This window comes from Actinoplanes sp. NPDC000266, from assembly GCF_042899005.1.
Lineage (GTDB): Bacteria > Actinomycetota > Actinomycetes > Mycobacteriales > Micromonosporaceae > Actinoplanes.
On sequence record NZ_JBIAZI010000002.1, the window covers coordinates 166,619 to 192,908 of the forward strand.

23 protein-coding genes are annotated in these 26,290 nt (G+C 71.7%); 8 read left to right on the forward strand and 15 right to left on the reverse strand.

Annotation, left to right across the window (positions count from 1 at the left end; all coding sequences use genetic code 11):
- Positions 1-161: 161 nt before the first annotated feature.
- From ACFY36_RS07160 to ACFY36_RS07195, 8 genes are all read right to left on the reverse strand, one after another.
- The gene (locus tag ACFY36_RS07160) at positions 162-3,254 is read right to left on the reverse strand and encodes an AAA family ATPase (protein WP_499745018.1); all 3,093 of its coding nucleotides are present in this window, start codon (positions 3,252-3,254) and stop codon (positions 162-164) included.
- Between the two features lie 118 nt (positions 3,255-3,372).
- Positions 3,373-3,936: a hypothetical protein gene (locus ACFY36_RS07165; protein ID WP_499745836.1), complete on the reverse strand. Its 564-nt coding sequence runs from the start codon at positions 3,934-3,936 to the stop codon at positions 3,373-3,375.
- Between the two features lie 15 nt (positions 3,937-3,951).
- Positions 3,952-5,157: an ABC transporter permease gene (locus ACFY36_RS07170; RefSeq protein ID WP_499745019.1), complete on the reverse strand. Its 1,206-nt coding sequence runs from the start codon at positions 5,155-5,157 to the stop codon at positions 3,952-3,954.
- Positions 5,154-5,891, reverse strand: a complete 738-nt coding sequence (locus ACFY36_RS07175) for an ABC transporter ATP-binding protein (RefSeq protein ID WP_499745020.1) — start codon at positions 5,889-5,891, stop codon at positions 5,154-5,156. The genes ACFY36_RS07170 and ACFY36_RS07175 overlap by 4 nt, the downstream gene beginning before the upstream one ends.
- The gene (locus ACFY36_RS07180) at positions 5,888-7,123 is read right to left on the reverse strand and encodes an efflux RND transporter periplasmic adaptor subunit (RefSeq protein ID WP_499745021.1); all 1,236 of its coding nucleotides are present in this window, start codon (positions 7,121-7,123) and stop codon (positions 5,888-5,890) included. The genes ACFY36_RS07175 and ACFY36_RS07180 overlap by 4 nt, the downstream gene beginning before the upstream one ends.
- 66 nt (positions 7,124-7,189) lie before the next feature.
- Positions 7,190-8,686 (reverse strand): sensor histidine kinase, encoded by a 1,497-nt coding sequence (locus ACFY36_RS07185; protein ID WP_499745022.1) that lies wholly within the window; start codon positions 8,684-8,686, stop codon positions 7,190-7,192.
- Positions 8,683-9,393: a response regulator transcription factor gene (locus ACFY36_RS07190; RefSeq protein WP_499745837.1), complete on the reverse strand. Its 711-nt coding sequence runs from the start codon at positions 9,391-9,393 to the stop codon at positions 8,683-8,685. Before ACFY36_RS07190 ends, ACFY36_RS07185 begins: the two co-directional genes overlap by 4 nt.
- Before the next feature lie 76 nt (positions 9,394-9,469).
- A complete protein-coding gene (locus ACFY36_RS07195; protein WP_499745023.1) occupies positions 9,470-10,885 on the reverse strand; it encodes an efflux RND transporter periplasmic adaptor subunit in 1,416 nt (471 codons plus the stop codon).
- Positions 10,886-11,069: 184 nt separating this feature from the next.
- On the opposite strand from ACFY36_RS07195, the gene ACFY36_RS07200 reads away from it, so the two are divergent.
- Positions 11,070-11,708: a hypothetical protein gene (locus ACFY36_RS07200; RefSeq protein WP_499745024.1), complete on the forward strand. Its 639-nt coding sequence runs from the start codon at positions 11,070-11,072 to the stop codon at positions 11,706-11,708.
- Between the two features lie 259 nt (positions 11,709-11,967).
- On the opposite strand, the gene ACFY36_RS07205 is transcribed toward ACFY36_RS07200, so the two are convergent.
- The 3 genes from ACFY36_RS07205 to ACFY36_RS07215 all read right to left on the reverse strand — a co-directional run bounded on the left by ACFY36_RS07205 (position 11,968) and on the right by ACFY36_RS07215 (position 13,756).
- Positions 11,968-12,198, reverse strand: coding sequence for a hypothetical protein (locus tag ACFY36_RS07205; RefSeq protein ID WP_499745025.1), 231 nt, complete (start codon positions 12,196-12,198; stop codon positions 11,968-11,970).
- Positions 12,195-12,665: a hypothetical protein gene (locus ACFY36_RS07210; RefSeq protein WP_499745026.1), complete on the reverse strand. Its 471-nt coding sequence runs from the start codon at positions 12,663-12,665 to the stop codon at positions 12,195-12,197. The genes ACFY36_RS07205 and ACFY36_RS07210 overlap by 4 nt, the downstream gene beginning before the upstream one ends.
- A 92-nt stretch (positions 12,666-12,757) precedes the next feature.
- Positions 12,758-13,756 (reverse strand): LacI family DNA-binding transcriptional regulator, encoded by a 999-nt coding sequence (locus ACFY36_RS07215; RefSeq protein ID WP_499745027.1) that lies wholly within the window; start codon positions 13,754-13,756, stop codon positions 12,758-12,760.
- Between the two features lie 36 nt (positions 13,757-13,792).
- On the opposite strand from ACFY36_RS07215, the gene ACFY36_RS07220 reads away from it, so the two are divergent.
- Entirely contained in the window at positions 13,793-16,168 is a 2,376-nt protein-coding gene (locus ACFY36_RS07220; RefSeq protein ID WP_499745028.1) for a beta-glucosidase, read from the forward strand.
- On the opposite strand, the gene ACFY36_RS07225 is transcribed toward ACFY36_RS07220, so the two are convergent.
- Entirely contained in the window at positions 16,165-17,529 is a 1,365-nt protein-coding gene (locus ACFY36_RS07225; protein ID WP_499745029.1) for an MFS transporter, read from the reverse strand. The genes ACFY36_RS07220 and ACFY36_RS07225 overlap by 4 nt on opposite strands.
- Positions 17,526-18,101, reverse strand: coding sequence for a TetR/AcrR family transcriptional regulator (locus ACFY36_RS07230; RefSeq protein ID WP_499745030.1), 576 nt, complete (start codon positions 18,099-18,101; stop codon positions 17,526-17,528). Before ACFY36_RS07230 ends, ACFY36_RS07225 begins: the two co-directional genes overlap by 4 nt.
- Positions 18,102-18,173: 72 nt before the next feature.
- Here ACFY36_RS07230 and ACFY36_RS07235 point away from each other — a divergent pair, with 72 nt between their 5' ends.
- The 6 genes from ACFY36_RS07235 (at position 18,174) to ACFY36_RS07260 (ending at position 23,805) form a co-directional block, all read left to right on the forward strand.
- Positions 18,174-19,658 carry an MDR family MFS transporter gene (locus ACFY36_RS07235; protein ID WP_499745031.1) on the forward strand — a complete coding sequence of 495 codons (1,485 nt, stop codon included), beginning with the start codon at positions 18,174-18,176 and terminating at the stop codon, positions 19,656-19,658.
- Between the two features lie 65 nt (positions 19,659-19,723).
- Positions 19,724-20,266, forward strand: coding sequence for a hypothetical protein (locus tag ACFY36_RS07240; protein ID WP_499745032.1), 543 nt, complete (start codon positions 19,724-19,726; stop codon positions 20,264-20,266).
- A gap of 51 nt (positions 20,267-20,317) precedes the next feature.
- Complete coding sequence (locus tag ACFY36_RS07245; protein ID WP_499745033.1) at positions 20,318-20,815, forward strand: VOC family protein; 498 nt, start codon at positions 20,318-20,320, stop codon at positions 20,813-20,815.
- A gap of 99 nt (positions 20,816-20,914) precedes the next feature.
- Positions 20,915-21,478: a histidine phosphatase family protein gene (locus tag ACFY36_RS07250; protein WP_499745034.1), complete on the forward strand. Its 564-nt coding sequence runs from the start codon at positions 20,915-20,917 to the stop codon at positions 21,476-21,478.
- Between the two features lie 54 nt (positions 21,479-21,532).
- A complete protein-coding gene (locus ACFY36_RS07255; RefSeq protein ID WP_499745035.1) occupies positions 21,533-23,344 on the forward strand; it encodes a laminin G domain-containing metallophosphoesterase family protein in 1,812 nt (603 codons plus the stop codon).
- A gap of 71 nt (positions 23,345-23,415) precedes the next feature.
- The gene (locus ACFY36_RS07260; protein ID WP_499745036.1) at positions 23,416-23,805 is read left to right on the forward strand and encodes a tautomerase family protein; all 390 of its coding nucleotides are present in this window, start codon (positions 23,416-23,418) and stop codon (positions 23,803-23,805) included.
- 696 nt (positions 23,806-24,501) lie between these two features.
- On the opposite strand, the gene ACFY36_RS07265 is transcribed toward ACFY36_RS07260, so the two are convergent.
- Together ACFY36_RS07265 and ACFY36_RS07270 are read right to left on the reverse strand one after the other, a co-directional pair.
- A complete protein-coding gene (locus tag ACFY36_RS07265) occupies positions 24,502-25,107 on the reverse strand; it encodes an FMN reductase (RefSeq protein ID WP_499745037.1) in 606 nt (201 codons plus the stop codon).
- Positions 25,104-26,207 carry an LLM class flavin-dependent oxidoreductase gene (locus ACFY36_RS07270; protein ID WP_499745038.1) on the reverse strand — a complete coding sequence of 368 codons (1,104 nt, stop codon included), beginning with the start codon at positions 26,205-26,207 and terminating at the stop codon, positions 25,104-25,106. Before ACFY36_RS07270 ends, ACFY36_RS07265 begins: the two co-directional genes overlap by 4 nt.
- Positions 26,208-26,290: the final 83 nt, after the last annotated feature.

The following is a 26,290-nucleotide window of genomic DNA, read 5'->3' on the forward strand; positions in this document are numbered from 1 at the left end:
CTTAACGGATCGTGATGGCGATAGGCCTCGTCGCCTTCCTGTACAACGATCCAGGGATCGGGCTCCATACCCAAATCACGCAGGTAAAACGTTCGTTACGGGCGTGACTGTCACCACTGGATTACTGTAGCGGCGGTCACTCTGCGTGCCGTATGTCCTGGTCAGACGTTTGACGTGAACTCCGCCACGGAGGGCAGCCGCGACGACAGCTGGGTGCGGGAACGGACGCCCAGCTTGCGATAGATGCGGGTCAGCGTCGCCTCGACCGTCTTGACACTCAGGAACAGCCGGCTCGCGATCTCCCGGTTGCTCGCGCCGTCGCGCACGAGGGCGGCGATCCGCAGCTCGGTCGAGGTCAAACCAAGATCCAGGGGAGCGGAGTTGCTTTCCGTACGGGCCAGGGCCCGCTCCGTCTGCTCGGCCCACGGTTTCGCGTCGGCCGCCAGGAAGATCGCCAGCGCGGCGCCGATGGCCACCCGCGCCGCCGCGTACCGGCGGCGCCGCCGCTCCGCGCTGCCCTGCACGAGCAGCGCGTGCGCCTGTTCGATGGGCTGATGCAACTGAGCGAAATGCTGGGCGGCCGCGGCCGACAGCCGTACGGCCGACTCGGCCTGTCCGCTCTCCGAAAGCACCACGGCGGTGGCCCGGTCCAGATATCCGCTCAGCCCCGGATGGTCGCCGAGCCGGTGCGCGGCCGCCCGCGCCTCGGCCAGCATCGCCTCGGCCTCGGCATGCTCACCCAGGGCGGCCAGCCCACCGGCCAGATCGCCGTGCCAGCGCACGATCATCGGGTCGGCCCCGCCGGTCTCGGCCTCGAGCTCACGCAGCCGCAGCAGCGCGGCCACGCCGGCCCGGGTCTGTCCCGCCCGCAGCTCGGCCTGCCCGAGCGCGTGCAGGTTGCGCCGAAGATAGAGGGTGTCACCCTCCTGTTCGGAGGCCCGCACACCCCGGCGGGCGAAGCCGGTGGCCGCGGCCAGGCTCCCGCCGGCCAGCTCGGCCACGGCCGCGGTGTGCCAGGTCGGTCCCGGGCTGAGCCCGGCGTGCTGGGCGGCCCGCACGGCCCGGTGCGCGTACCGCAGCGCCTCCCGGCAGCGCCCGGCCCGGGTGGCCACCTCGGACAGGCTCCGCAGCACCTCGACCCGGGCCTCGCCGATGCGGTCCTGTTCGGCCACGACGAGCAGCTTGAGCAACTCGTCGCGGGCCTCGTCGAGCCGGTCGTCGACCATCGCGAAGCGCGCCGCCATGTAGCGCGGCCCGTAGTGCAGCCAGTCCGGCGCCGGAGCGGCGGGCAGGGCGAGCGCCTGCCGCAGGGTCCGCGGCCAGCCCGGCTCACCACGCAGCCGCTGGATCTGGGCCAGGATGCTCAGCGCCATCGCCTCGGTGGTCGGATCACCGGCGCTGCGGGCGGCGGCAACGGTCCGCCCGGCCTCGGCCTCGGCCGCGTCGGGGTCCCCGGTGAGGAAGGCGGCCCAGGTCAGTCGCAGCCGCACCGGCGCCAGCAGGGCGGGATCGTCACCGGCCTCGGCCAGCGCCGCCGCGAACATCTCCCCCATGTCGGCGATCCCCTGCCCGGCCAGATCGAGCAGCACGACCCGGGCCCGCACCCGGTGCCCGGCCGGCGCGCCACCGGCGATGACCGCCTCGGCGGCCCGCCCGGCCAGCGCGCCGGCCCCCGCGGTCAGGGCGGTGCGGGCGGCCGCGACCAGCCAGTCGAGCCGCAGCGCGGCGTGCGTGTGCGGACACCGGTCGGCCGCGAGCAGGTAGAGCTCGGCGGCGGTGCGCCCGGCCCCGCCTTCCGCACACCGGTCGGCGGCCGAGGCGAGCGAGCGGGCCACGGCGGCGTCCGGCCGCCCGTTGCGCAGCGCCCGATGCCGCAGGGCCTCGACGGGATCGACGGCACCGGCGGCCAGGGCGGTGTGCACCTCGACCCGCTCCCCCGCGCTCGTCCCTTCGATCAGCACGGTGGCCAGAAGCGGCGGCGTGAACCGCACGGCCTCACCGTCGAGCCGGACCACACCGGTCCCGGCGGCATGACGCAGATCCCGTACGGCGTCGTCCCGCCCGGCCCGCAGAAGAACGGTGACGGTCGGCTCGACCGCCAGCGCCGCCACCAGAAGAGTCCGCCGCACTTCGTCGCCGAGCGCCGCCAGCCGCTCCCCCAGCATCTCCCGGGCCGCTTCGGGCAGCGGCGCCGGCCGCCACGCGGGCCCCGGCGACACGGCAGCACCGAGCGTCAGCGCCAGGAAAGGGTTCCCCGCGCTGGCCTCATGCATCCGGCTGGCAATGCGACAGGGAAGCCCACGAGCCTCAAGCAACTCGGTGAGATCATCCGCCGACAGCGGAGGCACCATCACCTCCAGAACCGGCGCCGGGCAGAGCCGAGCCGCCCGATGCCGCTGCCCACCCACGTCAGCCCGCCCCGGCCCAGCTTTCCCCGAGTCAGCACCCGCAGGCGCGACACCTTCCGACCCGGTCCGCCTCGACACGGCCTCGCCCGACGCCGCATCCACCGGCTCCGCACCTTCCGGCCCGCCCCATCCCGGCACGGCCCTCCCCGGCGTCGCACCCACCGGCGTGACGCCCGTAGCCGTGGCCCGTGCCGGCGCGCCGCTCCCGGCCACGGCCCTCGGCAACGCGACATCATGCGACTCCCCCAGGTGTCCCGGCGCGGAAGGGTCAACCGGGCGGGGCGGCGCAGAGGGAGCGGACGAGCGGGGCGGCGCGGGGCGTGCGGGTGGTGTGTCGGGCCAGCGCTGGGCGGTGATCGCCCGGACCCGGGGGCCCGGGCGGCGGCGCATGGCGAAAGCGATCAGCTCGGCCGACTCCGTGTCCAGCCACTGGCAGTCGTCCAGGACCAGCAGGACCGCGCGGCGGCGGGCCGCACGGGCCAGCAGCAGCGGCAGCACCAGGCGGCGGGCCAGCGCGGGGGCGCCCGCTCTCGGCGGCAAACCCTGGCGCAGGGCGGTCAAGGCGGCGCGCTGGGCCGGTGGCAGGCCGGCTGCCGCCTCTTCCGGGAGCTGGGTCACCAGGTCGGAGATTCCGGTGTACGGCAACGTGTGCTCACTTCGCACCGGCCGCAACCGGACCACCAGCTCGCCGCGCGCGGCCGCCGCGGCTGCCACCGCGTCGAGCAGGGCCGTCTTGCCTATGCCGGCCGGGCCGTGCAGGGCGATCCCGCCGCCCGTGGCCAAGCGGCCCTCGATCGTGGCAAGGAGCTCATCGCGCCCTCGCAGGGCGGTTCCCTCGGGCAGCACGCACCCACCCCCTCCGCTCCCAGCTGGCTCTCAGCCTAGGAACACGGAGGGGACTCATCAATGGGTTCGCACGTATTGACAATGTCACATACATACTGCTCAGGACATATTTTTCATGTCACTTCTGGGCCGTCACCGAGGTCGCCGTGACCGAGCCGTCGGTTCCGGCCGCGCCCTGGATGGTGACCGACTGGCCCGCCTTCACGTCGGCGACCTTGCCCGACGTCGCCGTCGAGACCTTCGTCTTGCCGTCCGTCTTGACCGTCACCACTGTCCCGTCGGCCGTCTCGACGTAGATCGTGGTGCCGTTGACCAGCTTGACCTTGCCCGTCGTGGCGGCCGCGGCGGTGGAGGCGGTGCCGTTCCCAGCGGCGCCGGCGCCCGGGAAGCCCTGGCCGCCGCCGGGGAAGCCGCCCGCCGCGCCGTATCCGGCCCGGTTCTGGCCTCCGCCGAACGCGGCCGCCCGGTTCCCGCCCCCGCCGGCCGTGCCCGAGTCGCCCCACTGCTTCTGGGCCTGCAGACCGCCGGCGAAGCCGCCGACCAGCAGCACGATCGCCCCGAGCACCAGGGTGCCCTTGTTCCACCAGCGCTTCGGCGCCGCCTTGGCCAGTTCGGTGGCGAAGCCGTCGTCGTCGCCCTTCGGCGGATCGGTCATCGACAGCACGGCGGTGTCGTCATTCATTGTCACAGCGGGTCCTCACTCGTAGCGCAGCGCGTCGATGGGACGCAGCCGGGCGGCGCGGCTGGCCGGCAGGCCGCCGAAGAACAGTCCGATCGCGATGGAGACGCCCAGGGCGAGCCCCACGGAGCTGGGCACGATCACCGGTTTGACGCCGACGATCTCGAAGCTGCTGCCGATCAGCGCGGCGGCCACGCCCAGGGCGCCGCCGATGACGCTCAGCAGCGTCGCCTCGATCAGGAACTGGGTCAGGATGACCCGGCGCGGGGCGCCGAGCGCCTTGCGGATGCCGATCTCGCGGGTCCGCTCGGTCACCGTGACCAGCATGATGTTGGTGATGCCGATGCCGCCGACGAGCAGGCTGATCGCGGCCACCGCGCCGAGCAGCGTGGTGAACGTGTCGGCCGTCTCGGTCTGCGTCGCCAGCAGCTGGGAGGCGTTCTGGATGCGGTACGGGGTGGACGTGGACGAGCCCGTCGAGGTCACGCTCAGCTTCTGGTTGAGGATCGTGGACACCTCCGACTGCACCGCGTCCACTTTGCCGGGGTCGGCCGCTTCGACAAGGATGGAGTTCAACGACCCGTAACCGGTCAGGACCTGCCGTACGGCGGTCAGCGGCGCCACCGCGGTGTCGTTGGCGTCCTGGAAGCCGGTCGAGCTCTTCTCCGACAGCACACCCACCACCGTGAACAGCGCCCCGCCGACCGTCACCTGCTTGTCGATCGGGTCGACGCCGGGGAAGAGCTCCTCGGACACGGTCTGCCCGATGACCACGACCCGGCGGCCCTGCGCCTCGTCGTCGGCGGTGAAGGCGGCGCCCTGCCCGACCGGCGTGTTCGACGCGGTGAACCAGCCCGGCGTGGTGCCGACGAACGAGCTCACGTCGTGGTCGGTGCCCTCGTAGGTGACCGTCGCGGACGAGCTGACCACCGGCGACACCGACTTCACGTCGGGGGCGAGCACCGGGTCGACCAGCGCGTCGGCCATGTCCTTGGTCAGCGCGGTGCTGCTCGACCCGCCCCGGCCGGTGCTCATCACGGTGATCGTGTTGGTGCCGAGCGCCTCGATGCGGTCGCTGATCGCCTTGGCCGAGCCGTTGCCGACCGCGACCAGCAGGATCACCGCCGCCACACCGATCAGGATGCCGAGCATGGTCAGCGCCGACCGCAGCTTGTTGGCCGACAATCCGCGCAGCGCGAACCGGACGACCTCGTAAAAACTCACAGCGAATGCCTCCCGGCGAAGACGCCCACCGGCGGCTGGTTGATCGGCGACTGCCGTACGTCGGTGACGATGTCGCCGTCGACCAGGCGGATCAGCCGTTTCGCCCGGTCGCCCACCTCGGGCTCGTGGGTGATCAGCACGATCGTGCGCCCGGACGAGCTGAGCTGGTCGAAGACGTTGAGCACGTCCTCGGTGGAGCGGCTGTCCAGGTTTCCGGTCGGCTCGTCGGCCAGCAGCAGCGCCGGCTCGGTGACCAGCGCCCGGGCCACCGCCACACGCTGCTGCTGCCCGCCGGAGAGCTGATTCGGCTCGTGCCGGGCCCGATCGGCCAGCCCCACGATGTCGAGTGCGGCCATGGCGCGCTTGCGGCGTTCCTTGGGCTTGACTCCGGCGTACGCCAGGGGAAGCTCGACATTCGCCACGGCGGAGGTCCGGGGGATCAGGTTGAACGCCTGGAAGATGAAGCCGATGAGCCGGTTGCGGGCCAGGGCCAGCTGCCGGTCGCCGAGCCGGCTGACGTCCACGCCGTCCAGCAGATAGGTGCCGGAGGTCGGGATGTCGAGGGCGCCCAGGATGTTCATCAGCGTCGACTTGCCGGAGCCGGACGAGCCCATGATGGCCACGTAGTCGCCGCGCTCGACGGTCGCCGACACCCCGCGCAGCGCGTGCACGGTCGCCTCGCCCTGCCCGTAGATCTTCTTGAGGTCGCGGACGTCCAGGACCGGGCGGGTCATCGTCCGCCCCCGCCGCCGAAGTTGCCGCCGCCACCGCCGAGGTTGCCACCGCCGCCGGGGAAGCCGCCCTGGCCGCCCCCGCCCGGGAAGCCGCCGCCGGTGGTGCCGTTGCCGGACGTACCGGTGGAGGTGGTCTTCAGCTCGACCTGCTCGCCCGCGGTGAGCCCGGAGGTGACCTGGGTGGCGCTGTCGCCCTCGAGGCCGATCTCGACCGACCGTGTCTCGGACGCGCCGTTGCTGACCACGGTGACCGTGTGCCGGTTGCCGACCGTGGTGATGGCGGCCGAGTTGACGTAGACCGCGTTCTCGACGCTGCCGGTGGTGACCGCGACCGAGACGGTCTGCCCCGCCTTGGCCCCGGCCGGCACTTTGTCCAGGGTCAGCGTGACGCCGTACGTCACCACGTTGTTGGAGGTCGTGGCCGACGGGTCGATCGCGGCGACCTTGGCCGTGGCCGTCGTGTTGTTGAGCGCGTTCCAGGTGACGTCGGCGGTCTGCTTCTCCTTGAGCTTGGTCGCGTCGGCCTCGGCGAACGAGGCGGTGACCTGGAGCTTGCTCAGATCGGCGATGTCGACGAAGCCCGAGGAGGAGGACGAGGACGACGAGCTCGACGACGAGGACGAGCCGCCGCCGGTCGCGCCGCCGCCCTGCTGGCCCCCGCCGGAGGACGAGGACGACGAGCCGGTGCCCGAGGAGGAGCTGCCGAGCGTGCCGTTGACCGCGGTGACCGTGCCGGCCATCGGCGCCTTGAGGACCGTGCCGGTGACACCGGCCTCGGCCTCGTCGACGGCGAGCTGGGCCTGCTCGACCTCGTTGGAGGCGGACGAGGTGTCGGAGCCGGCGTCCTCGGCCCGGTCGAGCGCGTCCTGGGCGGCGTCGAGGTCGGCCTCGGCCGCGTCGAGGGTCCGCTGGGCCGCGGCCGGGTCGACCTCGGCCAGGATCTGGCCCTTGGTGACCTTGTCACCGACCTTCACGGTGATGGAGGTGACGGTGCCGCCGGTGACGAAGCTGGCGCTCGCGGTGCTGCCGCTCTCGAGCGTGCCGTCCGCGGTCACGGTCTTGGTGACCGTGCCCGTCTGCACCGCCATCGTGCGGGCCGACGCGTTGGCGGCCGGGGTGGAGTCCGATCCCGAGAGGGTCTGGTACGCCCAGAAACCCCCGGCTACGAGGGCGACGCCGAGGGCGGTGTTGACCGCCACCGAGGGACGTCGCAGGTTGAGGCGCGCTGGCATGCCGGACACTGTGGCGAAGCGGCCTGGGAGGAGCTTCCTAGCAACCTCGGAGCCACCTCGGAAAGATCACGCGGTGTCACCGGCGGTGGGCAACAACACCCGGAAGGTGGCGCCGCCCTTGCCCGAGGTGTCGAGCTCGACCCACCCTCCGTGACCGTGCACGATGGCGGCCACGATGGACAGGCCGAGGCCCGATCCACCGCCCTTTCCCCGCGTACGGCTCGAGTCCGCCCGATAGAGGCGCTCGAAGACCCGGGCCGCGTGCGCGGCCGGGACGCCCGGGCCGTCGTCGGTCACTTCGAGCACCGCGAGCGGCGTGGAGTCGTACGAGATGGGACCCGAAAGCACGCTGCCGTCGGCCGGCGGACGAGCCGGCACCCGTCCCACCCGGACCGTGACCTTGGCCTGGGCCGGCGTGTGCTGAAGGGCGTTGGCGACGAGGTTGGTCGCGACCTGGCGCAGGCCGTGCTCGTCGCCCAGGACGGTGGCCGGCTCGAACGTGTCGTCGTCGTCGGCCAGACCCTCCAACTGCACCGGCCGGTCCGGCACGCGGGCGTGCGCGTCGCGGATGGTGTCGGCCGCGATCTCCAGCAGGTCGACCGGCTTGCGCCGGGGTGTGCGCTGCTGGTCGAGCCGGGCCAGCAGGAGCATGTCCTCGACCAGCACACCCATCCGGCCCGCCTCCGACTCGATGCGGCTCATCGTCTCGTCCAGCGCGGGGCCGGGCGGGGCGCCACCGCGCCGGTAGAGCTCGGCGAAGCCGCGGATCGAGGTCAGCGGCGTCCGCAGCTCGTGCGAGGCGTCCGCGACGAACTGGCGCAGCCGCCGCTCGGAGGCGGTGCGGGCGTCGACCTCGGCCTCGATGCGGCTCAGCATCGAGTTGAGCGCCGAGCCGAGCCGGCCGGGCTCGGTGTGCGGGTCGGTGTCGGCCACCCGGCCCGAGAGGTTGCCGGCCGAGATGTCGGTGGCCAGGCGTTCCATGTCGGTCAGCGGGCGCAGGCCGAGCCGTACGACGAAAGCCGCACCCAGACCGAGAAGGGCGAGCAGCAGCAGGCTCACCCCGGCGTCGATGAGCACCAGCGTCTCGGTGGTCTGCTGCACCTCCGAGAGGGACAGCCCCATCACCGCGACACCGCCGGTCTCCGCGTTGGCGACCGCGATCAGCCGCCAGTCGGCACTGCCGTCGCGGGCCGGGACCGTGAAGGGGCGGCCGGCTTCTCTTCCGGCGACTTTGCCGTACGCCTCGACCGCCGGCCGGTTGGCGTCGGCGCTCGAGCTGAGCGACGCGTCCAGCGTGCCGTCGGCGTTGTAGACGTAGACGACCTGATCGGGGCCGAGCCGCAGGACACGATTGCGGGGGAAGAATCCGGCGTCCGGGCGCGGCGCGGAGGCGTACGGCCTGGTCATGCCCCGCAGTTGATCGTCGATCCGCTGTTGCAGGTACGAACGGATGAGCAGGACCCCGGCCACGTTGGCCAGCACCAGGGCGACCGCGGCGAGCGCGCCGACGACCAGGACCAGCCGCGAACGGAGGGTCCAGTGCCCCCAGCGCCTGACCTTCACTCTTCGCCGCGTGGCAGACGGAGCGCGTATCCCACACCCCGCACCGTGTGGATCAGCGGCGGGTCGGTCTTGTCGATCTTGCGGCGCAGGTAATAGACGTACGACTCGACGATCCGCCCGTCACCGCCGAAGTCGTACTTCCACACCCGGTCGAGGATCTGCGCCTTGCTGACCACCCGGCCCGCGTTGATCAGCAGGTACTTGAGCAGGTTGAACTCGGTCGGCGAGAGGTCGATGAGCCGGCCCGCCCGGCGGACCTCGTGCGCGTCCTCGTTCATCTCCAGGTCGGCGTAGCGCAGCACCCCGGTCTCGGCCGGCGCGAGATCGGGCTGGCTGCGGCGCAGGATGGCCCGGATGCGCAGCACGACCTCCTCCAAGCTGAACGGCTTGGTCACGTAGTCGTCGGCGCCGGCCGACAGCCCCGAGATGCGGTCCTCGACCGCGTCGCGGGCGGTCAGGAAGAGCACCGGCACCCGGGAGCCGGTCGAGCGCAGCCGCCGGGCCACGTCGAAGCCGTCCAGGTCGGGCAGCATCACGTCGAGCACGACCAGGTCGGGCTCGAACTCCTCCATCGCCACCAGCGCCTTGTGGCCCGAGTCGGCCACCCGCACATCGAACTCGACCAGGCGCAGAGTGGCGCTCAGCAGGGCGGAGATGTTCGGCTCGTCGTCGACGACGAGCACCCGGGCGACACGCGCCGGGGCCATGGTTTCAGTCAGCACCTGGAAGGGATATCAACGCTGTCTTTGAATTCCCTATGAACGAGCTGGCTGTTCACCATCCTTACCAAGATCGCACCACCTCGTCGCCCTCGGCGAGGCCGGCGCTGACCTCGGTGTACTGGTCGCCGCGGAGGCCGACGGTCACTTTGACCTGGCTGCCGCCCTTGAGCACGGTGCCGGAGGTGCCCTCGACGTCGTGGACGGCGGTGCTGGGGACGCGCAGCACCTCGTCCTTGGAGCCGGTGGTGACCTTGACCGAGGCGCTCTGGCCGACGAGCAGATCCTCGGGCGAGGTGTCGAAGGCGAGCACGACGCCGTAGCGGACCATGGTGCCGTCGCTGGTGCCGACCGGGTCGACCTGCACGACGGTCGCCTTGAACTCCTTGCCCGGACGGTCGGCCAGGGTGATGACGGCTTTCTGCTTGACCGCGAGACGGTCGGCGTCGGCCTCGGGGAAGTCGGCGCTGATCTGCATGTCGTAGACGTCGGCCAGGGTCACGAAGGCGGAGCCGGAGTTGACCTGGCTGCCGACCTTGCCGCTGACGCTGATGATCCGGCCGGCGATGGGTGCGGTGATCGTGGCGCCCTCAAGGGCGTCCTCGGCGTTCTCCAGGGTGGTGGTGGCCTGGGTGACACGTTGCTGGGCGCTCAGGATGGGGTCGCCCTGCTGTCCGCCCTGCTGACCACCGGACGTGCCGCTGCCGCCGCCCGAATTGCCGCAATTGGTGCCGGTGTTACCGCTCGTGCCGCCGCCTGGGGTGCCGCCGCCGGTGTTGCCACCTGTGTTGCCGCCTGTGCCGCCGTCCGTATTGCCGCCTTTGTTGCCGCCGCTGGTGGGCGCGCCGGCGGTCCGGGTGGGGGACGTGGTCGTGGTCGGCGCGGTCGTGCGGGTCGCGGTCGGCGCCGGGGTGGCGGTCTTCGTCGGGGTGGCGGTCTTTGTCGGCGACGCGGTCGGGCTCGCCGTCGGCGAGGTGGTGGTCGCGGTGGGCGTCGGCGTCACGGTGGTGCCGGTTCCCGTGACGTACGCGGCGGCGACGTTCGTCCCGCAGGAGGTGGCCGTGCCCGCCGTGGCCGAGCTGGTGGCCGCGGCCGAGCTCTCCCGGGCCTCGGTCAGCGCGTCCTCGGCGTCGTCGAGCGCGTCCTGCGCGTCCGAGACGGCCTCGGCCGCGTCGGTGTCGTCGACCTTCGCCAGGGCCTGCCCGGCCGTGACCGTGGTGCCGGCGCGCACCGACACGCTCTCCACCGTGCCCGATACCGCGAACGAGAGACTCCGCGTCTGTGCCGGCTGCAACGTCCCGGTGGTCGCGACCTCGGTGGTCACCGCGCCGCGATCGACCGCCACCGTGGTGGCCGCTTTCGGCGTCTCCTTGGCGTCGGCGCTCAGCGCGCGGACGACTCCGTACACGATCAGCGCGAGCACGACGACAGCCGCGGCGACCCAGATCCAGCGCCGACGACCGGCCAGTGCTTCACCCATGGGCCGGAAGTGTTCCTAACCGTCCTCGCCGATCGCTCGGTCCCACCTCGGAGTTGCCTCGGAGCTTTCCTCAGCGCACAGCGGAATGACAGGTCCTCCGAGGCAACTCCGAGCTGGGATCGACGTTTCGGCGAGGTGGACCGGTTTGGGTGGTCGCGACCTATGGCCGAGGAAAAGAGGAATCGTGCCGAGATTCGGAACGAAAGCGACCCGTCGCATGGTGGCGCTGTTCGTGGCTTCGGCGGCGGTGGCTCTCACCGCGGCCTGTGGTGGCGGGGACTCCGGTGACTCCGCGTCGGCGAACGGCCAGAACGCGCAGGGTGGGAACACGGCGTTCACCGCGTACACCGAATGCATGTCGAAGAACGGCGTGACCATCACGATGCCGTCGGGTGGCCCGCGCAACGGCGCCTCCGGTTTCCCGCGTGAGGGCGCGTCCGGCATGCCGCGCCCCGACGGCAGCGGCTTCCCGCGTCCCGAGGGCAGTGCTTTCCCGCGCCCGTCGGGCAGCGCCGGCGCCGGGGGTTTCCGCGGCGGCTTCAACCAGAAGCCCGAGGGCGTCGACGACGCGACGTGGCAGAAGGCCCAGGAGGCGTGCGCCTCGGTACGCCCGACCGGCCGCGCCGGCGGCGGCCAGGGCAACGGCAACGGCCAGGGCAACGGCGGCAACGGGCAGAACGCGGCCTATCAGAACTGCCTGAAGGACAACGGCGTGACCGACACGTCGAACCTCGACGCCACCAACGCCACGGTCAAGAAGGCCATGGAGACGTGCAAGGTGCTCGCCCCGGCCGCGACACCGACCGCGTCGCCGACCGCCTGACGCAGCCGCCCGATTCACGCCTGCCATCGCAACAAGCCCCACCCACGGCCCGCCCTTCCCAGGGGGAGCCCCCGTCGGCCATTCTCGCGGAATTTGCGGGCGTGTGTGGGGAGCCCTGTGGACGACGTTCTTCTGTGGAAAAGCTTGACCGGCCGGCCGGTGCGGCGTGACCAGGGCGAACCGGTCTGACCACGGCCGACTCCGACCGCGTCACGGGGCCGGCTGCAAGCGAATCACGCGGCCGGCTCCAAGCAGGCCGTCAGATCTCCGCGCCGGCGCTGCCGTAACCCCCGTGACGGCGGCGCCGGCGCGGTCCGCCCCGTGGGCGATGCGGTGTCCGCCGTGACACCGGGACCACCGAGCGGTTCCGCAGCACCCACTGCTGCTGGTCGGCCGGGTCGGCCGTGGTCCCGTGCGGGGTGCGCCGGTCGAGGGCCGCCCCGATCACCGCCGCGGCCGCCCGGAACATCGCGACGGCCCAGCGACTCAATGCCGCTCCTGCATGTTCAGCCTTGTCCAGCGGTCGGCCATCTGCCGGCGGCGGCACGCCACCAGGTGGCTGGCCAGGATGGCCGGCTGCCCGCCCCGTACGCAGGCGTCGGCGCCGGCCGTGAGCACGGCCGCGACCAGTTCGGCCGGGGCGTCCTCGTCGACCAGGGCGACGATCGTCGTGCGGGACGGCAGCACGCGGCGGGCCGTGGCCACCTCGCGGACCGTGGCGCTCGCGAAGAGCACCAGTTCCTCCGGCTCCAGGTCGTCGATGTCGGCCGGGCGCCGGGTCGACCAGCCCGAGGGCAGGTGCTCGGCGAGGCCGGCCACGCGGCCGGCCGGCCCGAAGACGGCCACCACCGGGAGGGGACCGCTGGTCGCGGGGAGACTGGCCGGGTTGATCGGCAGGTCGGTCGCGGTGGCGGTGAAGTCGCGGGGTCCGCTCTGGCGGTTCAGCTGAACGAGCATGGGGCTCATCCCCTTCGGGAGGTGGTTGGGCACCTCTCACGATTCGCCCGCAGGCTGAGTCACCCATGTGGCCTGCCTGTGCGTTCGTTGTGTCAGGCTGACTCCCGCGAAACCACTGTGACGATGCTGGTCACGGGCAGGGCGGGACCCTCCCGGCCGCTCACCGCGGCCACCACCGTCGCGGCCAGGTGGGCGGCGGCCGTGACCTGGTCGGTCATCACCGTGGTCAACGGCGGCGCGGCCAGGCGGGCCGACGGGATGTCGTCGACGCCGATCACCGCCAGGTCGGCCGGTGATGTCAGGCCCAGGTGACGGACGCCGGCGAGCACGGCCAGCGCCACCTCGTCGTTGTAGGCGCACACGGCCGTGACCCCGGTCGCCTGCCACCGCCGTACGGCCTCGGAAGCCTTTTGCACGTCCAGCGCGACCGTGGCCGCCGCCGGCACCGGCAGGCCGCGCGCGGTCGCCGCGGCGCGGACGCCGGCCAGGCGCGGTTCGGCGAAGAAGCGCACCCGCTGGTCGTCGGGATAGGCGTAGCCGAGGCGGGTGTGGCCGGCGGCGATCAGGTGCTCGGCCTGGCGGCGGCCGACCAGTTCCTGCGGCACGGTGGCGGCGCGGCCCTGTGCGCGACTGCGGGCCAGGGCCACGATGGGCGCGACGCCGGCCGAGCGCATCGCGGCCATTTCGGCGTCGGAGAAGTCGGTGAAGGCGATGACCGCGGCCGGGGTGATCGCCTTCCACAGGTCGGCCATGGGGCGGTCGTTGTGGTTGCCGGGGTGCACGACGAAGGTCAGCCCGTGCCGGGCGAGCGCGGTCGACAGGTTGCCGAGCAGGGAGCCGACCTCGGGGCCGATCGGCCAGTCGGGCAGCAGGCACAGCACCACGTCGGAGCGGCCGGTGCGCAGCGTGCGGGCGGCAGCCGAGGGGGCGTAGCCGAGCTGGGCGGCGGCGTCGAGGACCCGGCCGCGGGTGGTGGCCGAGATGGTCTGGCGGGGCGTGTCGTTGAGGACGTAGCTGACCGTGGCGCGGGAGACCCCGGCCAGGCGGGCGACGTCGGCGCTGGTGACCCGGCGGGTGGCCGATTCCGTCATGCTGACAATCTAACTTACACGTGTAACCATATGGCCATGACGTTCGACTTCGCCGCCCTCATCAAGTCGCTCGATTTGCCGGCCAAGGTCCGCCTGCTCACCGGCGCCTCCGCCTTCTCGCTCGCGCCGGAGCCCGCCATCGGTCTCGGCGAGATGCGTTTCTCCGACGGCCCCACCGGCGTCCGCGGCCTGAAGTTCGTCGGCGGGCGGGTGGTGTCGCTGTTCCCGAACGCGACGCTGCTGGCCTCGGCGTGGGACGAGGCTTCGGCGTACGAGGTGGGAAAGCTCCTCGCGGAAGAGGCGATGGCCCAGCGGATCCACGTCGTGCTCGGGCCGACGATCAACCTGCATCGCAGTCCGCTCGGCGGGCGGCTGTTCGAGGCGTACTCGGAAGATCCGCTCCTGACCGGCAAGCTGGCCGCGGCGTACGTCCGCGGCATGCAGGACAGCGGCATCGCCGCCTGCCTCAAGCACCTGGTGGCCAACGAGTCGGAGACCGACCGGAACACGGTCAACAGTGTGGTCGACGAGGCGACGCTGCGCGAGCTCTATCTGCTGCCGTTCGAGATCGCCGTGGCCGACGGCGACGCCTGGTCGATCATGGGCGCCTACAACGACGTGAACGGCCAGGCCGCGACCGAGCAGCAGCACGTCAACAACGAGATCGTGAAGGGCGAGTGGGGCTACCCGGGCCTGATCATGTCGGACTGGTTCGCCACCAAGACGGCCGCGGCGGCCGCCAACGGCGGTCTCGACCTGGTCATGCCGGGCCCGGACGGCCCGTGGGGCGACGCCCTGGTCGAGGCGGTCAAGGCGGGCGAGGTCGAGGAGGCGGTGATCGACGATCACCTGGGCCGGCTGCTGCTGCTCGCCTCGCGCGTGGGCGCGCTCGGCGAGCAGCGGGCCTGGCCTTCGTCGCTTCCCTCACCCTCTTCGGCCGTACGCCGGGAGCAGCTCACCCGCCTCGCCGCAGCCGGCATGACCGTGCTGAAGAACGACGGCGGCGCCCTGCCGCTGGTGCGCTCGCAGTCGGTCGCGCTGATCGGGCGGCACGCGGTCGAGACGATCGACATGGGCGGCGGCTCGGCCCAGGTGAACCCGCCGTACCAGATCAGCGTGGCCGAGGGCCTGCGTGAGCTGCTCGGCGGCGGGGTGAGCGTGACCGACGGGGTGGAGGTCCGCACGCGGCCGGTGCCGGCCCGCGACGGCTTCCTGACCGCGCCGTCGAACGGGCAGCCCGGCATCGACGTGACGATCTACGACGCGGACGGCAACGAGCTCGAGACGCGGTACTGCTCCCTGGCCAAGACGATGATCGGGATGGACGACGACTTCGCCGGCCCGCCCGCCTCGGCCCGCCTGTCGGGTGTCGTGGCCGCGACCGGCGCCGTGGAGCTGGGCGTGCTGGGCGTCGGCGACTGGACGACGTCGGTCTCGGAGGCGTTCGAGCTGCGGGTCTCCGGCGGCGGGATCGGCGAGGAGGTGCTCACTCCCCCGGCCCGGACCTTCGTGGTCGAGCCGGACGGCGAGCTGCTGTTCGAGGCGACCGTCGCCTTCGAGGACATGGGTCTTTACGGACTTGTCGGAAATTTGGCTTCACGTGAAACGGTCGACGTGATCGACGACGCGGTCCGGGCGGCGGCCGCGGCCGACGTGGCGGTGGTCGTCGTGGGCCTGACCGAGGAGCAGGAGACCGAGGCGGTCGACAAGACCACGCTGGCGCTGCCCGGAGCGCAGGACGCGCTGATCGAGGCGGTCGCGGGCGCGGCCCGGCGCACGGTCGTGGTGGTCAACGCGGCCACCCCCGTGCTGATGCCGTGGCTGCCGCGGGTCGACGCCGTGCTGTGGGCCGGCCTGCCGGGCCAGGAGGGCGGCCACGCGGTCGCGGCCGCCCTGCTGGGCGACATCGAGCCGGCGGGCCGGCTGGTCACCTCGTTCCCGGCCGCCGACGGGGCGTCCCCGGCCTGGTCGGTGACGCCGGTCGACGGCGAGCTGCGCTACGGCGAGGGCACGTTCATCGGCTACCGCGGCTACGACGCGGGCCGGGCGCCGTCGCCCGCCTTCTGGCTGGGGCACGGCCTCGGGTACGCCACGTGGGAGTACTCCGACGTGCGCCTGGTGCTGGGCGACGCCCCGTCGGTCACCGCGACCGTCACGAACACCGGAATCCGCCCCAGCCGCGAGGTGGTGCAGGTCTACCTGCGCCCGGTCGAGCGCGACCAGCCCGTACGCCTGGTCGGCTGGGAGTCCGTGACCGTGGCCCCCGGCGAGTCGGCCCGCGTGACCGTCCACACCGATCGCCGCCTGTGGCGCAAGTGGAACGCGCGGGCCGGGGCCTGGGACCGCCTGGCCGACGGCGGCGAGTTCCTCGTGGCCCGCGGCCTGGGCGACATCCGCGCCACGGTCTCCTAGGCGGTTCGCCCGGCCACCTCGTTCCCGGCGCTGCGCGGCAGCCTGATCGCCTCCAGCGCCGGGAGCACGAGCAGGGCCGCCAGGGCCAGCAGCGCGAAGCGGAACTCGGCGTCGGTCAAAGAGGCTCCCAGACGTACGAGCAAAGCACCCAGAGCCACCCCCAAGCCGGAACCGACCTCCTGGATCGTCGACATCAGGGAGTTGGCGCTTGTCATCCGCGAAGGCGGGACGTCGGCGAAGGCCATCGTGTTGTAGGTCGTGAAGCCGATCGAGCGGAAGACGCCGCTGAGCAGCAGCACCGCCAGCAGGAGCACGATCGGGGTGCCGCTCTCGACGAAGGCCAGCGCGACCAGGATCGCCGCCGAGGCCAGGACGGCCATCAGCATCATCGAGCGGATGCCCAGCGCTCGCATCATCGGGGTGGTCGCCGGCTTGATGCCGACGTTGCCGGCGAACAGGGCGATCATCGTCAGGCCGGCCTGGGCCGCGGTCCAGCCGAAGCCGAGCTGGAAGAACAGCGGTAGCAGGAACGGCACGGCGGCCCCGATCACCGCGCGGAAGACCGAACCGCCCAGCGCCGTCACCCGGTACGTCGAGACCTTGAGGATCCGCAGGTCGAGCAGGGGCCTACGGGTGGTCAGCAGATAGACGACCGCGGCCGTCAGGGCCGCCGCCGCGAAGATCAACTCGGCCGAGGCGAGGGGCCAGCGCGGATGCGTCCCGGCCACCGCCTCGAGGCCGGCCACCAGCGCCGCCAGGCCGGCCGCGACCAGCGCGAAGCCACGCCAGTCGAGCCGCCCGGCGTTCTCGGCGCGCACGTCCGGGACCAGGCGGCGGGCCAGCAGCAGCGCGGCCAGCCCCAGGGGCAGATTCACCACGAAGATCAACCGCCAGCTGGCGTACGTGCTCAGCACGCCCCCGAGCGCGGGCGCGATCAGCGGGGCCACGAGCGCGGGCCACGTCAGGTACGCGATGGCCCGGACCAGGTCCTTCTTCTCGGTGGTGCGGATGACCACGAGGCGGCCGACCGGCACCATCATGGCCCCGCCGACACCCTGGAGGATCCGCGTGCCGACGAGCATCGGCAGGTTCACCGCGAGCGCGCAGCCGGCCGAGGCGAGCGTGAAGATCAGCACGGCCGTGGTGAAGACGCGCCGGGCGCCGTAGCGCTCGGTGAGCCAGCCGCTGATCGGGATGAGCACGGCCAGGGTCAGGACGTACGCCGTGATCGTGACGTTGATCGTCACCGGGGCGACGCCGAGGTCGGCCGCGATGTGCGGAGCGGCCGGGGCGATCACCGTGGCGTCCAGGATCTCCATGAAGAACGCGCCGGCCACGAGCAGCGCGAGCCCGCGCCTCATAGGCGGGGCAGCCACACGTCGTCGACGATCTCGGCCATGACCTCGTCCGGCACCGGGCGCAGGGTCATCAGCATCTCGTGCCGGAGCAGGTCCATGGGAAGGTTCACCACCCGGGGCGCCCGGTGCACGTCGGGCAGTTCGCCGCGCTCGACGGCCCGGGCGATCAGCATGTCGAGGCCGCTGGGCCGGCCGGGACCGCGCAGCGCGTCGCGCAGCTCGCGGAAGTTGGTGCCGGTCTCACGGAAGTAGTCCATCAGCTGCACGGTGAGCGTCATCATCATCCGGGCCCGGCCGGCGTTGACGTTGCGCAGGAACTCCAGAGCGTCGTCGCGCAGGTTGCCGGTGTCCGGCAGCTCGATCGGCTGGTCCATCCAGCCCCGGCCCAGGGTGGCCAGCAGCAGGTCCTCGCGCTGGGGCCACCGCCGGTAGAGCACGGGGCGGCTGGTGCCGGCGCGCGCGGCCACCGCCTCGTACGTGAAACCGGAGTATCCGTGCTCGGCCAGCACGTCCCAGGCCGCGTCGAGGATGGCGTCCTCCAGCTCGGCGCCGCGCCGCCGTGTCTTAAGACTCACTTGCGTATCTTATCGCACCGGCCTACGGTGAAGCCGTTAGATACAGATGCGTATCTTAAGGCGGTTCTCCCCATGACCAACCCGTTCCGCGTCGCGACCGCGGTGATCGCCGGCGGCGTGGCCGTCATCCTCGACTCCACGATCGTCGCCGTCGCCCTGCACCAGCTCGCGGCCGACCTGAACGCCGGAGTGAGCACCATCCAGTGGGTCAGCACGGCCTATCTGCTGGCGCTCGGCGTCGTCATCCCGGTCGTCGGCTGGCTCCAGAGCCGTGTCGGCGCCAAGCGCCTCTGGATGACGGCCCTCGCGGTCTTCCTGCTCGGCTCGGTGCTCTGCTCGCTCGCCTGGGACGCGCCCAGCCTCATCGCGTTCCGGGTCGTCCAGGGCATCGGCGGCGGCGCGATGCTGCCGCTGATGACCACGATGGTCGTCCAGGCGACCAGCGAGGCCGACCGCAACCGGGTCGTCTCGGTGGTCGCCCTCCCGGCCGCGATCGGCCCGATCCTCGGCCCGGTGATCGGCGGCCTGATCCTGGGCGCGGGCAGCTGGCGCTGGCTGTTCCTGGTCAACGTGCCGCTCTGCCTGCTCGGCCTGTTCCTGGCCGGCAAGCTGATCCCGGCCGACGTCCCGTCGCGGCGGGTACGCCTGGACGCGCGCGGCTTCGCACTGCTCTCCCCCGCGCTGGTCGCGCTGCTGTGGGGCCTGTCGAACGCGGCCGGCTCGTTCCTGCGCGCCGACGTGCTGATCCCGCTCGCCCTGGGCGCGGCTCTGCTGGTGGCCTTCGTCCTCCGTGCGCTGCGGCTCGGCTCCGGCGCGCTGGTCGACCTCGGGGTGCTGCGGTCGCGGAGCACGTGGGCGGCGAGCGCGCTGCTGTTCCTGTCCGGGGCGGCCCTGTACGGGGCGATGTTCCTGCTCCCGCTCTACTGGCAGCAGCTGCGCGGCAGCACCGCGCTGGAAGCGGGCCTGCTGCTGATCCCGCAGGGCGTGGGGTCGCTGCTGTCCCGGGTCGCCGCCGGGCGCCTGCTCGACCGGGTCGGCGCCCGGGGCGTGGCCCTGGCCGGCTTCGCGATGGTCGGCGTGGCCACGGCGCCGTTCGCCTTCGCCGGCGAACACACCGCCGTCTGGCCGTTGATGATCGCCTTGTTCGTCCGGGGTCTGGGCCTGGGCATCGTGCTGATCCCGCTCATGACGATCGCGTTCACCGGCCTCCCGCACGAGAAGATCCCGCACGCCAGCATCGTCACCCGCATCGCCCAGCAGGTGGGCGGCTCGGTCGGGGTGGCCCTGCTGGCCGTGATCCTGGCGAGTTCGGGCTCCTTCGACGTGGCGTTCTGGTGGACCCTGGGCTTCACGGCCGTCGCGATGCTGTTGTCGTTCGCCCTGCCCGCGCCTTCCCTTCCGGCCGGTCCCGCGCCTACCCCTGCGGCCGGTCCCGCGCCTACCCCTGCGGCCGGGCCCGCGCCTACCCCTGCGGCCGGGCCCGCGCCTACCCCTGCGGCCGGGCCCGCGCCTTCCCTGCCGGCCGGGTCTTCGCGCGCCGCCCGGACGGCGGCCTGAGGCGATCTTCCGTACGATCGGCGGGTCACCGGGCGGTGACGGTGTGCTCGGGGGAGGCGCTCACAGTGGACTCGGCGACAGCTTCGACCGGAACTCGGCGGCAAGCGGGGCTCACCGGGCTCTACCTAGGACTGTTCGCGACCGTCTGGTTCAGCGTCCCGTCCGCCGGCGGCGGGCTCCGCGTTCTGCTGGTGGTGGCCAGCGTGGCCGCCCTGCTGACCGCGGGCTGGGGCCTGAGCATTCTTCTCCGGGCCGGTCGCGGCGGCGGGGAACCCCGCGACCGCCGGGCCGACCGGCGCTACCTGCTGATCGTGCTGGCCGAGTTCGTGGCGGCCGGGGTGGGCGCGCTGATCCTGTCCTCGGTGGGCCAATCGGCGTACACCCCGGCCCTGGTCTCCGCCGTTGTCGGCCTGCACTTCTTTCCGCTCGTCCCAGTCCTGGGCGATCCGCGGCTGCGCGTGCTGGGCGCGGTGGTCTGCGTGGTCGCGGTCGCCGCCCTGATCGCCGGCCTGGCCACCTCGGCCGCGCCCGGCCTGGTCGCCGGCGTGGGAACCGGCCTGGCGCTGCTCATCTACGCCGTTCTATCGATAGGCCGGAAACTGGCCTGATTCCCGCCTACGGTGAGGCGCGAGCCCACCGACACCCGGGGAGAGAACGCCATGACCAGCGCCGCACCGGATGGCTACACGACCGTCGCGCCGTGGATCGTCACGCCCGACACCGGCCGATTGCTCGACTTCGTCAGCGCGGTCTTCGACGGGGCCGAGCTCGGACGGGTGCCGATCGAGGACGGCACGATCGGTCACGCCGAGATCCGGGTGGGCGACACCGTTCTGCTCGCGTTCGACCAGCGGCCCGAGTGGCCCGCCATGCCGTCGCTGCTGCGGGTGTTCGTTTCGGACGCCGACGCCACCATGGCGCGGGCGGTCGCGGCGGGCGCGCACGTGATCACCCCGGCCGCCACCCACGCCTTCGGGCAGCGGGGCGGGCGGGTGCGGGACGAGTGGGGAAACATCTGGTGGATCAGCGCGGTGGTCGAGCAGGTGACACCCGAGGAGGGGATGCGGCGGCTGGCCGAGCCCCGCTACGCCGAGGCGATGAGGGAGGCGCAGGAGACGTTCGACCGGTCGATCCGAAGTGGCCCGAGTGATCGATGATCTTTGTGTGGCGGACGGCACCGGCGAGAACGGAAGACCGGGCCTTAGTACGCCGTTTCGCGGGGTAGAAAGAACGCGGGCGGACTAAGGAGTCACACCATGGGCGAGATCGTGCTCATCCGGCACGGGCAGACCGAGTGGAGCGCGACGGGCCGGCACACGTCGTACACCGATCTCGAACTCACCGAGGAGGGCGAGCGGCAGGCTCGCGCGGCCGGGGAACGGCTCAAAGGCCGTACGTTCGCCGCGGTGATCTCCAGCCCGCGTACGCGGGCCCTGCGGACCGCTGAGCTGGCCGGGCTCACGGTGACCGAGACGACCGAAGACCTGGCCGAGTGGAACTACGGCGAGTACGAGGGCATCACCACGCCGAAGATCCACGAGACGGATCCGGGCTGGTGGCTGTTCACCGACGGCGCCCCTGGCGGGGAGTCGCCGGAACAGATCGCCGCGCGCGTCGACCGCGCGCTGAAGCACGCGCGCACCTTCCTCGATCAGGGTGACGTCGCCCTGATCGGTCACGGGCACGCGCTGCGCGTGGTGGGCGCGCGCTGGGTCGAGCAGCCGGCCGAGTTCGCCGGCCGGCTCAAGCTGGGCACCGCCACCCTGTCGACGCTGTCCTTCGAGCACGGGCGGCCCGCGATCGACGCGTGGAACGCCTGAAGATCTTGCCGCGTGTTTGCCGGGGTTTAGGGTTCGGCCGCCATATTCACGGTCGTGGAACGACGTAATCTCCTCCGCGCGGCCGTGGCCGCGCCCGCTGTGTCCCTGGTGGCCGCGCCCGCCCTCGGCTCGTCGCCGGCCTCGGCCCACTCGTCCGCCGGCAAGTTCGACGAGGACGGCCCCCGCTTCGCGCTGGCCGTGCTGCCCGACACGCAGTACCTGTTCGACGCCGACAGCGCCGACCCGGCGCCGCTGCGCGAGACCTTCTCCTACCTGCTCGAGCAGCGCTCGGAGGACAACATCGCCTTCCTGACGCACCTGGGCGACGTCACCGAGCACGGCACCGACGCCGAGATCAAGCTGGCCGGCGAGACGTTCAAGAAGATCGACGGCCGGCTGCCGTACAGCGTCCTGGCCGGCAACCACGACGTGAACGGCTCGACGGACGACCAGCGCGGCAGCACCGCCTATCTGTCCACGTTCGGCCCGGCCCGCTTCCGGGGCCGCAAGACCTTCCTGGGCGCCTCGGCCGACGGCTACAACAGCGCCCACCTGATCGAGGCCGGCGGCCGCCAGTGGCTGATCCTCGCGCTCGACTGGCGGATCTCCGACGGGGGCCTGGCCTGGGCGCAGGGCATTCTCAAGGCCCATTCCCGTACGCCGGCGATCGTCACCACGCACGACCTCGCCTACGCCGACGACGGCGGGCAGGCGTACCTGTCCGGCAACGGCCAGCGCCTCTGGGACAAGCTGATCAAGGGCAACGACCAGATCTTCCTGACCCTCAACGGCCACTACTGGCCGCCCGGCCGGACCGTGCTCAAGAACGACGCCGGACACGACGTCCACGTGCACATCACGAACTATCAGGACCGCTACTACGGCGGCGCCGCGATGATCCGCCTCTACCACTTCGACCTGGTGCGCAACCGGATCGACGTGGAGACGTTCTCGCCGTGGTTCCTGTCGAAGTCGCCGCGCACCGCCCTGGAGGCGGAGACGATCGAGCTGACGAGCGACGTCGACCGCTTCTCGCTGGAGATCGACTTCGACGCCCGCTTCGCCGGCTTCGCTCCCCCGGCCCTGCCCGCGCCCCGCCCGGCCGCCCAGGTCGTCGACCGGCACACCGCCGCCTACTGGCGTTTCGACACGGCCGGCCAGTCGGTCGCCGACGGCGCGACCGTGCGGGACCTGAGCGGCAAGGGCAACCACTTGACCGTACGGCGTCTCGCCACCGGCGACGTGTCGCTCTCCGAAGACCACCACGTGGGCGCGCCCGCGCACGCCAGCCTGTACTTCGCCGGCGGCAAGAACCCCAACCGCGGGGCGATCCTGCACACCGGCGACAAGGCCCCGATCAACAGCGCGAAGTTCCTCGGCGGCTACACGATCGAGGCCTTCATCAAGCTCCCGGAGCCGTTCGTCGGCGATCACAGCTGGATGGGAGTCTTCAGCTGGGAGGGCCGCGCGCTCGACGCCGGCAAGAAGAGCGGATACGACGAGCTCGAGCCCACGTGCAGCCTGAACCTGTCCGGCGAGCGCTTCCTGCAGTACGTGCTGTACACCGAGGACGGCGACCACAACCCCACGTCGTGGAGCCACGCGCTGCCGACCGGCGTCTGGCAGCACGTGGCGATCGTCAACGACGGCCGCCGCTCGGTCATCTACGTGAACGGCTCGAAGATCGCCCGCAACCCCACCCAGCCCGCACACGGCATCGCCACCCTGGGCCGCCCCTTCGTGATCGGCGCGACCTCGTACGACCTGAAGTACGAACAGGGCTTCTACGGCTGGATCGGCGACGTGCGCATCAGCGACCGCCCGCTCAAGCCCACCCAGTTCCTGCCGGGTGGCCGTTTCATCTGAGTGCCCGATCGGCGCGGCCGTCCTCGGTCGCGCCGATCTATAGTCGCATCGGCCCTATCGAGGAGTTGCCGATGCCCCACGTGACGCTGTACGCGCTCGAGGAAGAACTGTCGGGTCGCGAGACCGCCGCGATCGGCGAACTGACCAGCGCGGTGGTGTCCGTGTACGGCGAATGGGCGCGAGCTTCGGTGGACGTCCGGCTCATCGGCATCCCACGGGGACGGTGGGCACGCGGCGGAACACCGGTCACCACGGCGGCACCCGCGGTCGTCTTCGGTATGCGCGAGGAAGTGTTCGCACGAGAGGACGCCACCGAACTCGTGGAACGCTTGGTCGCGGCGTTCACCGAGGCCGTGACCACCGTGTTCGGCGACAGCCACCGCGACGAGATCCTCGTCGAACTGGTAGGCCAGCCCACTTCCCGCTCCGGCCTGGGCGGCAGGGTCATCAGCACCGCATAGCGTCGGAGGTTCACGAACCTCAGGACCGGCGCCGTGGTCAGCCCACAAACCCCGCCCTCCCAAGGGGGCCCCCATCCTGAGCAGCATTCTCTCGGAAAACTGCTAGATCGTGCCGGCGGGCTGTGGATAACTCGCCGATGTGGACAACGACCCGCTCGGCTCTCTGGACTGTCAAGACGGTGCCACTCGATGGTGTGAGGAGTGGTTGCGGTCTGCGGTGAGGCGGCCGTCGAACGCGTTGAAAGCGGATGATCCAGCGGCGCCGGCCGGTGGTCTTCACCGTGGCCGTGTCGTCGATTCACGGCGTCGGTCGTGATGGTCATCAAGTATCGCCTGATCAAGAGTGACACCGTTCTCTTGAAGAGGCGGCAGCAATTCGGCGGTGGGGGCATGACGACTTTTGATCCCGCTCGGCGATGCATGGGTTGCAGGTGCTGGCGTTCACCGCGCCTGGGGCGACGCTCTTTCCGCAGTACATCGGGGACGTGTTCGTGGCGTTCGCCGGGCCTTGTCACGGCGCGGGCTGCCGTGCACAACCAGCGCGGGGAGCTGGTGCTCTCCGCGGAGCACCGCTATGTGCTGAAAGCCTGACCGGGTCGACGCGCGAAAGAGGCGTTACGGCCTTGAGTTGCCGAAAGGCCGCCCCGGGGTGCCCGGAGCGGCCTTTCTGCGGTTGGGTGGGTGACGACGCGTACCTCAGAGAAGGTCTTTGAAGTCGACCGTCAGGGCGAACGGGTCCACCACCGTGACCGGCTCGCGGGAGGCAAGTTCGCGAGCCAGTTCGGACGACGCGCGGGTGATGCGCGAGCGCAGTGTGCCGTCGGCCGAGTCGGCGCCCCAGTCGTCGCTGGCTGCGAAGACGGCTGTGGGGACCACGACGGCGTGCAAGTAGGCGAACATGGGGCGCAGGGCGTGCTCCAGTGCCAGGGAGTGGCGGGCCGTGCCGGCGGTGGCGGCGATCAGGACCGGCTTGTCGGCCAGGGCGTCCTTGTCCACGACGTCGAAGAACGACTTGAACAGGCCGCTGTAGCTGGCGGTGAAGATCGGCGAGACCGCGATGAGGGCGTCGGCGGCGGCCACCGCGTCCAGGGCGTCCTTCAGCTCGGCCGGCGGGAAGCCGGTGAGCAGGTGGTTGGCGATGTCGTGGGCCAGGTCGCGCAGCTCGATGACCTGGACCGTGAGCTCGACGCCGCCGTCCGCGGCGGCGGTGACCACCGCCGCGGAGAGCTGGTCGGCCAGCAGGCGGGTCGACGAGGGCTGGCTCAGGCCGGCCGAGACGACTACCAGGTTGCGCTGCTTCATGCCTGAACCTCTTCCTTGCTGTCCTTCTCCAGCTTGGCGGCGAGGAGGGACGCGTGGGTGGGTGCGTCCGGCACGTGGGCCGGCTTGAGGGCGGCGAACTCCTTGCGCAGGACCGGGACGACCTCGCTGCCGAGCAGGTCGAGCTGCTCGAGGACCGTCTTCAGGGGCAGGCCGGCGTGGTCCATGAGGAACAGCTGGCGCTGGTAGTCGCCGACGTAGTCGCGGAAGCCGAGCGTACGGTCGATGACCTGCTGCGGGCTGCCGACGGTGAGCGGGGTCTCGCGGGTGAAGTCCTCCAGCGCCGGGCCGTGGCCGTAGACGGGGGCGTTGTCGAAGTACGGGCGGAACTCCTTGACGGCGTCCTGGCTGTTCTTGCGCATGAACACCTGGCCGCCGAGGCCGACGATGGCCTGGTCGGGGTCGCCGTGGCCGTAGTGGGCGAAGCGGCTGCGGTACAGCTCGATCATCCGCTGGGTGTGCGAGGCGGGCCAGAAGATGTGGTTGGCGAAGAAGCCGTCACCGTAGAAGGCGGCCTGCTCGGCGATCTCGGGGCTGCGGATCGAGCCGTGCCAGACGAACGGCGGGACCTCGTCGAGCGGGCGCGGGGTGCTGGTGAAGCTCTGCAGCGGGGTGCGGAACTTGCCCTGCCAGTCGACGACGTGCTCACGCCACAACTGGTGCAGCAGCGCGTAGTTCTCGATGGCGAGCGGGATGCCGGCCCGGATGTCCTTGCCGAACCAGGGGTACACCGGCCCGGTGTTGCCGCGCCCGAGCATCAGGTCGACGCGCCCCTCGGCCAGGTGCTGGAGCATGGCGAAGTCCTCGGCGATCTTGACCGGGTCGTTGGTCGTGATCAGCGTGGTCGCGGTGCTCAGCTGCAGCCGCTCGGTCTGCGCGGCGATGTAGGCGAGGGTGGTGGTCGGCGACGAGGAGAAGAACGGCTCGTTGTGGTGCTCGCCGAGCGCGAAGACGTCGAGGCCGACCTCCTCCGCGTGCTTGGCGATCGTGACGATGTCCTTGATCCGCTGGCCTTCGGTCGGGGTCACGCCCGTCGTCGGGTCCGTCGTGATGTCACTGACGCTGAAGATTCCGAACTGCATGGCGTGCTCCCGATGCTTCCCGCCGGGCCTCTTGCCGTCCCGACTGACACCCACAACTCATTTGATCGGACAACTATTTCAAA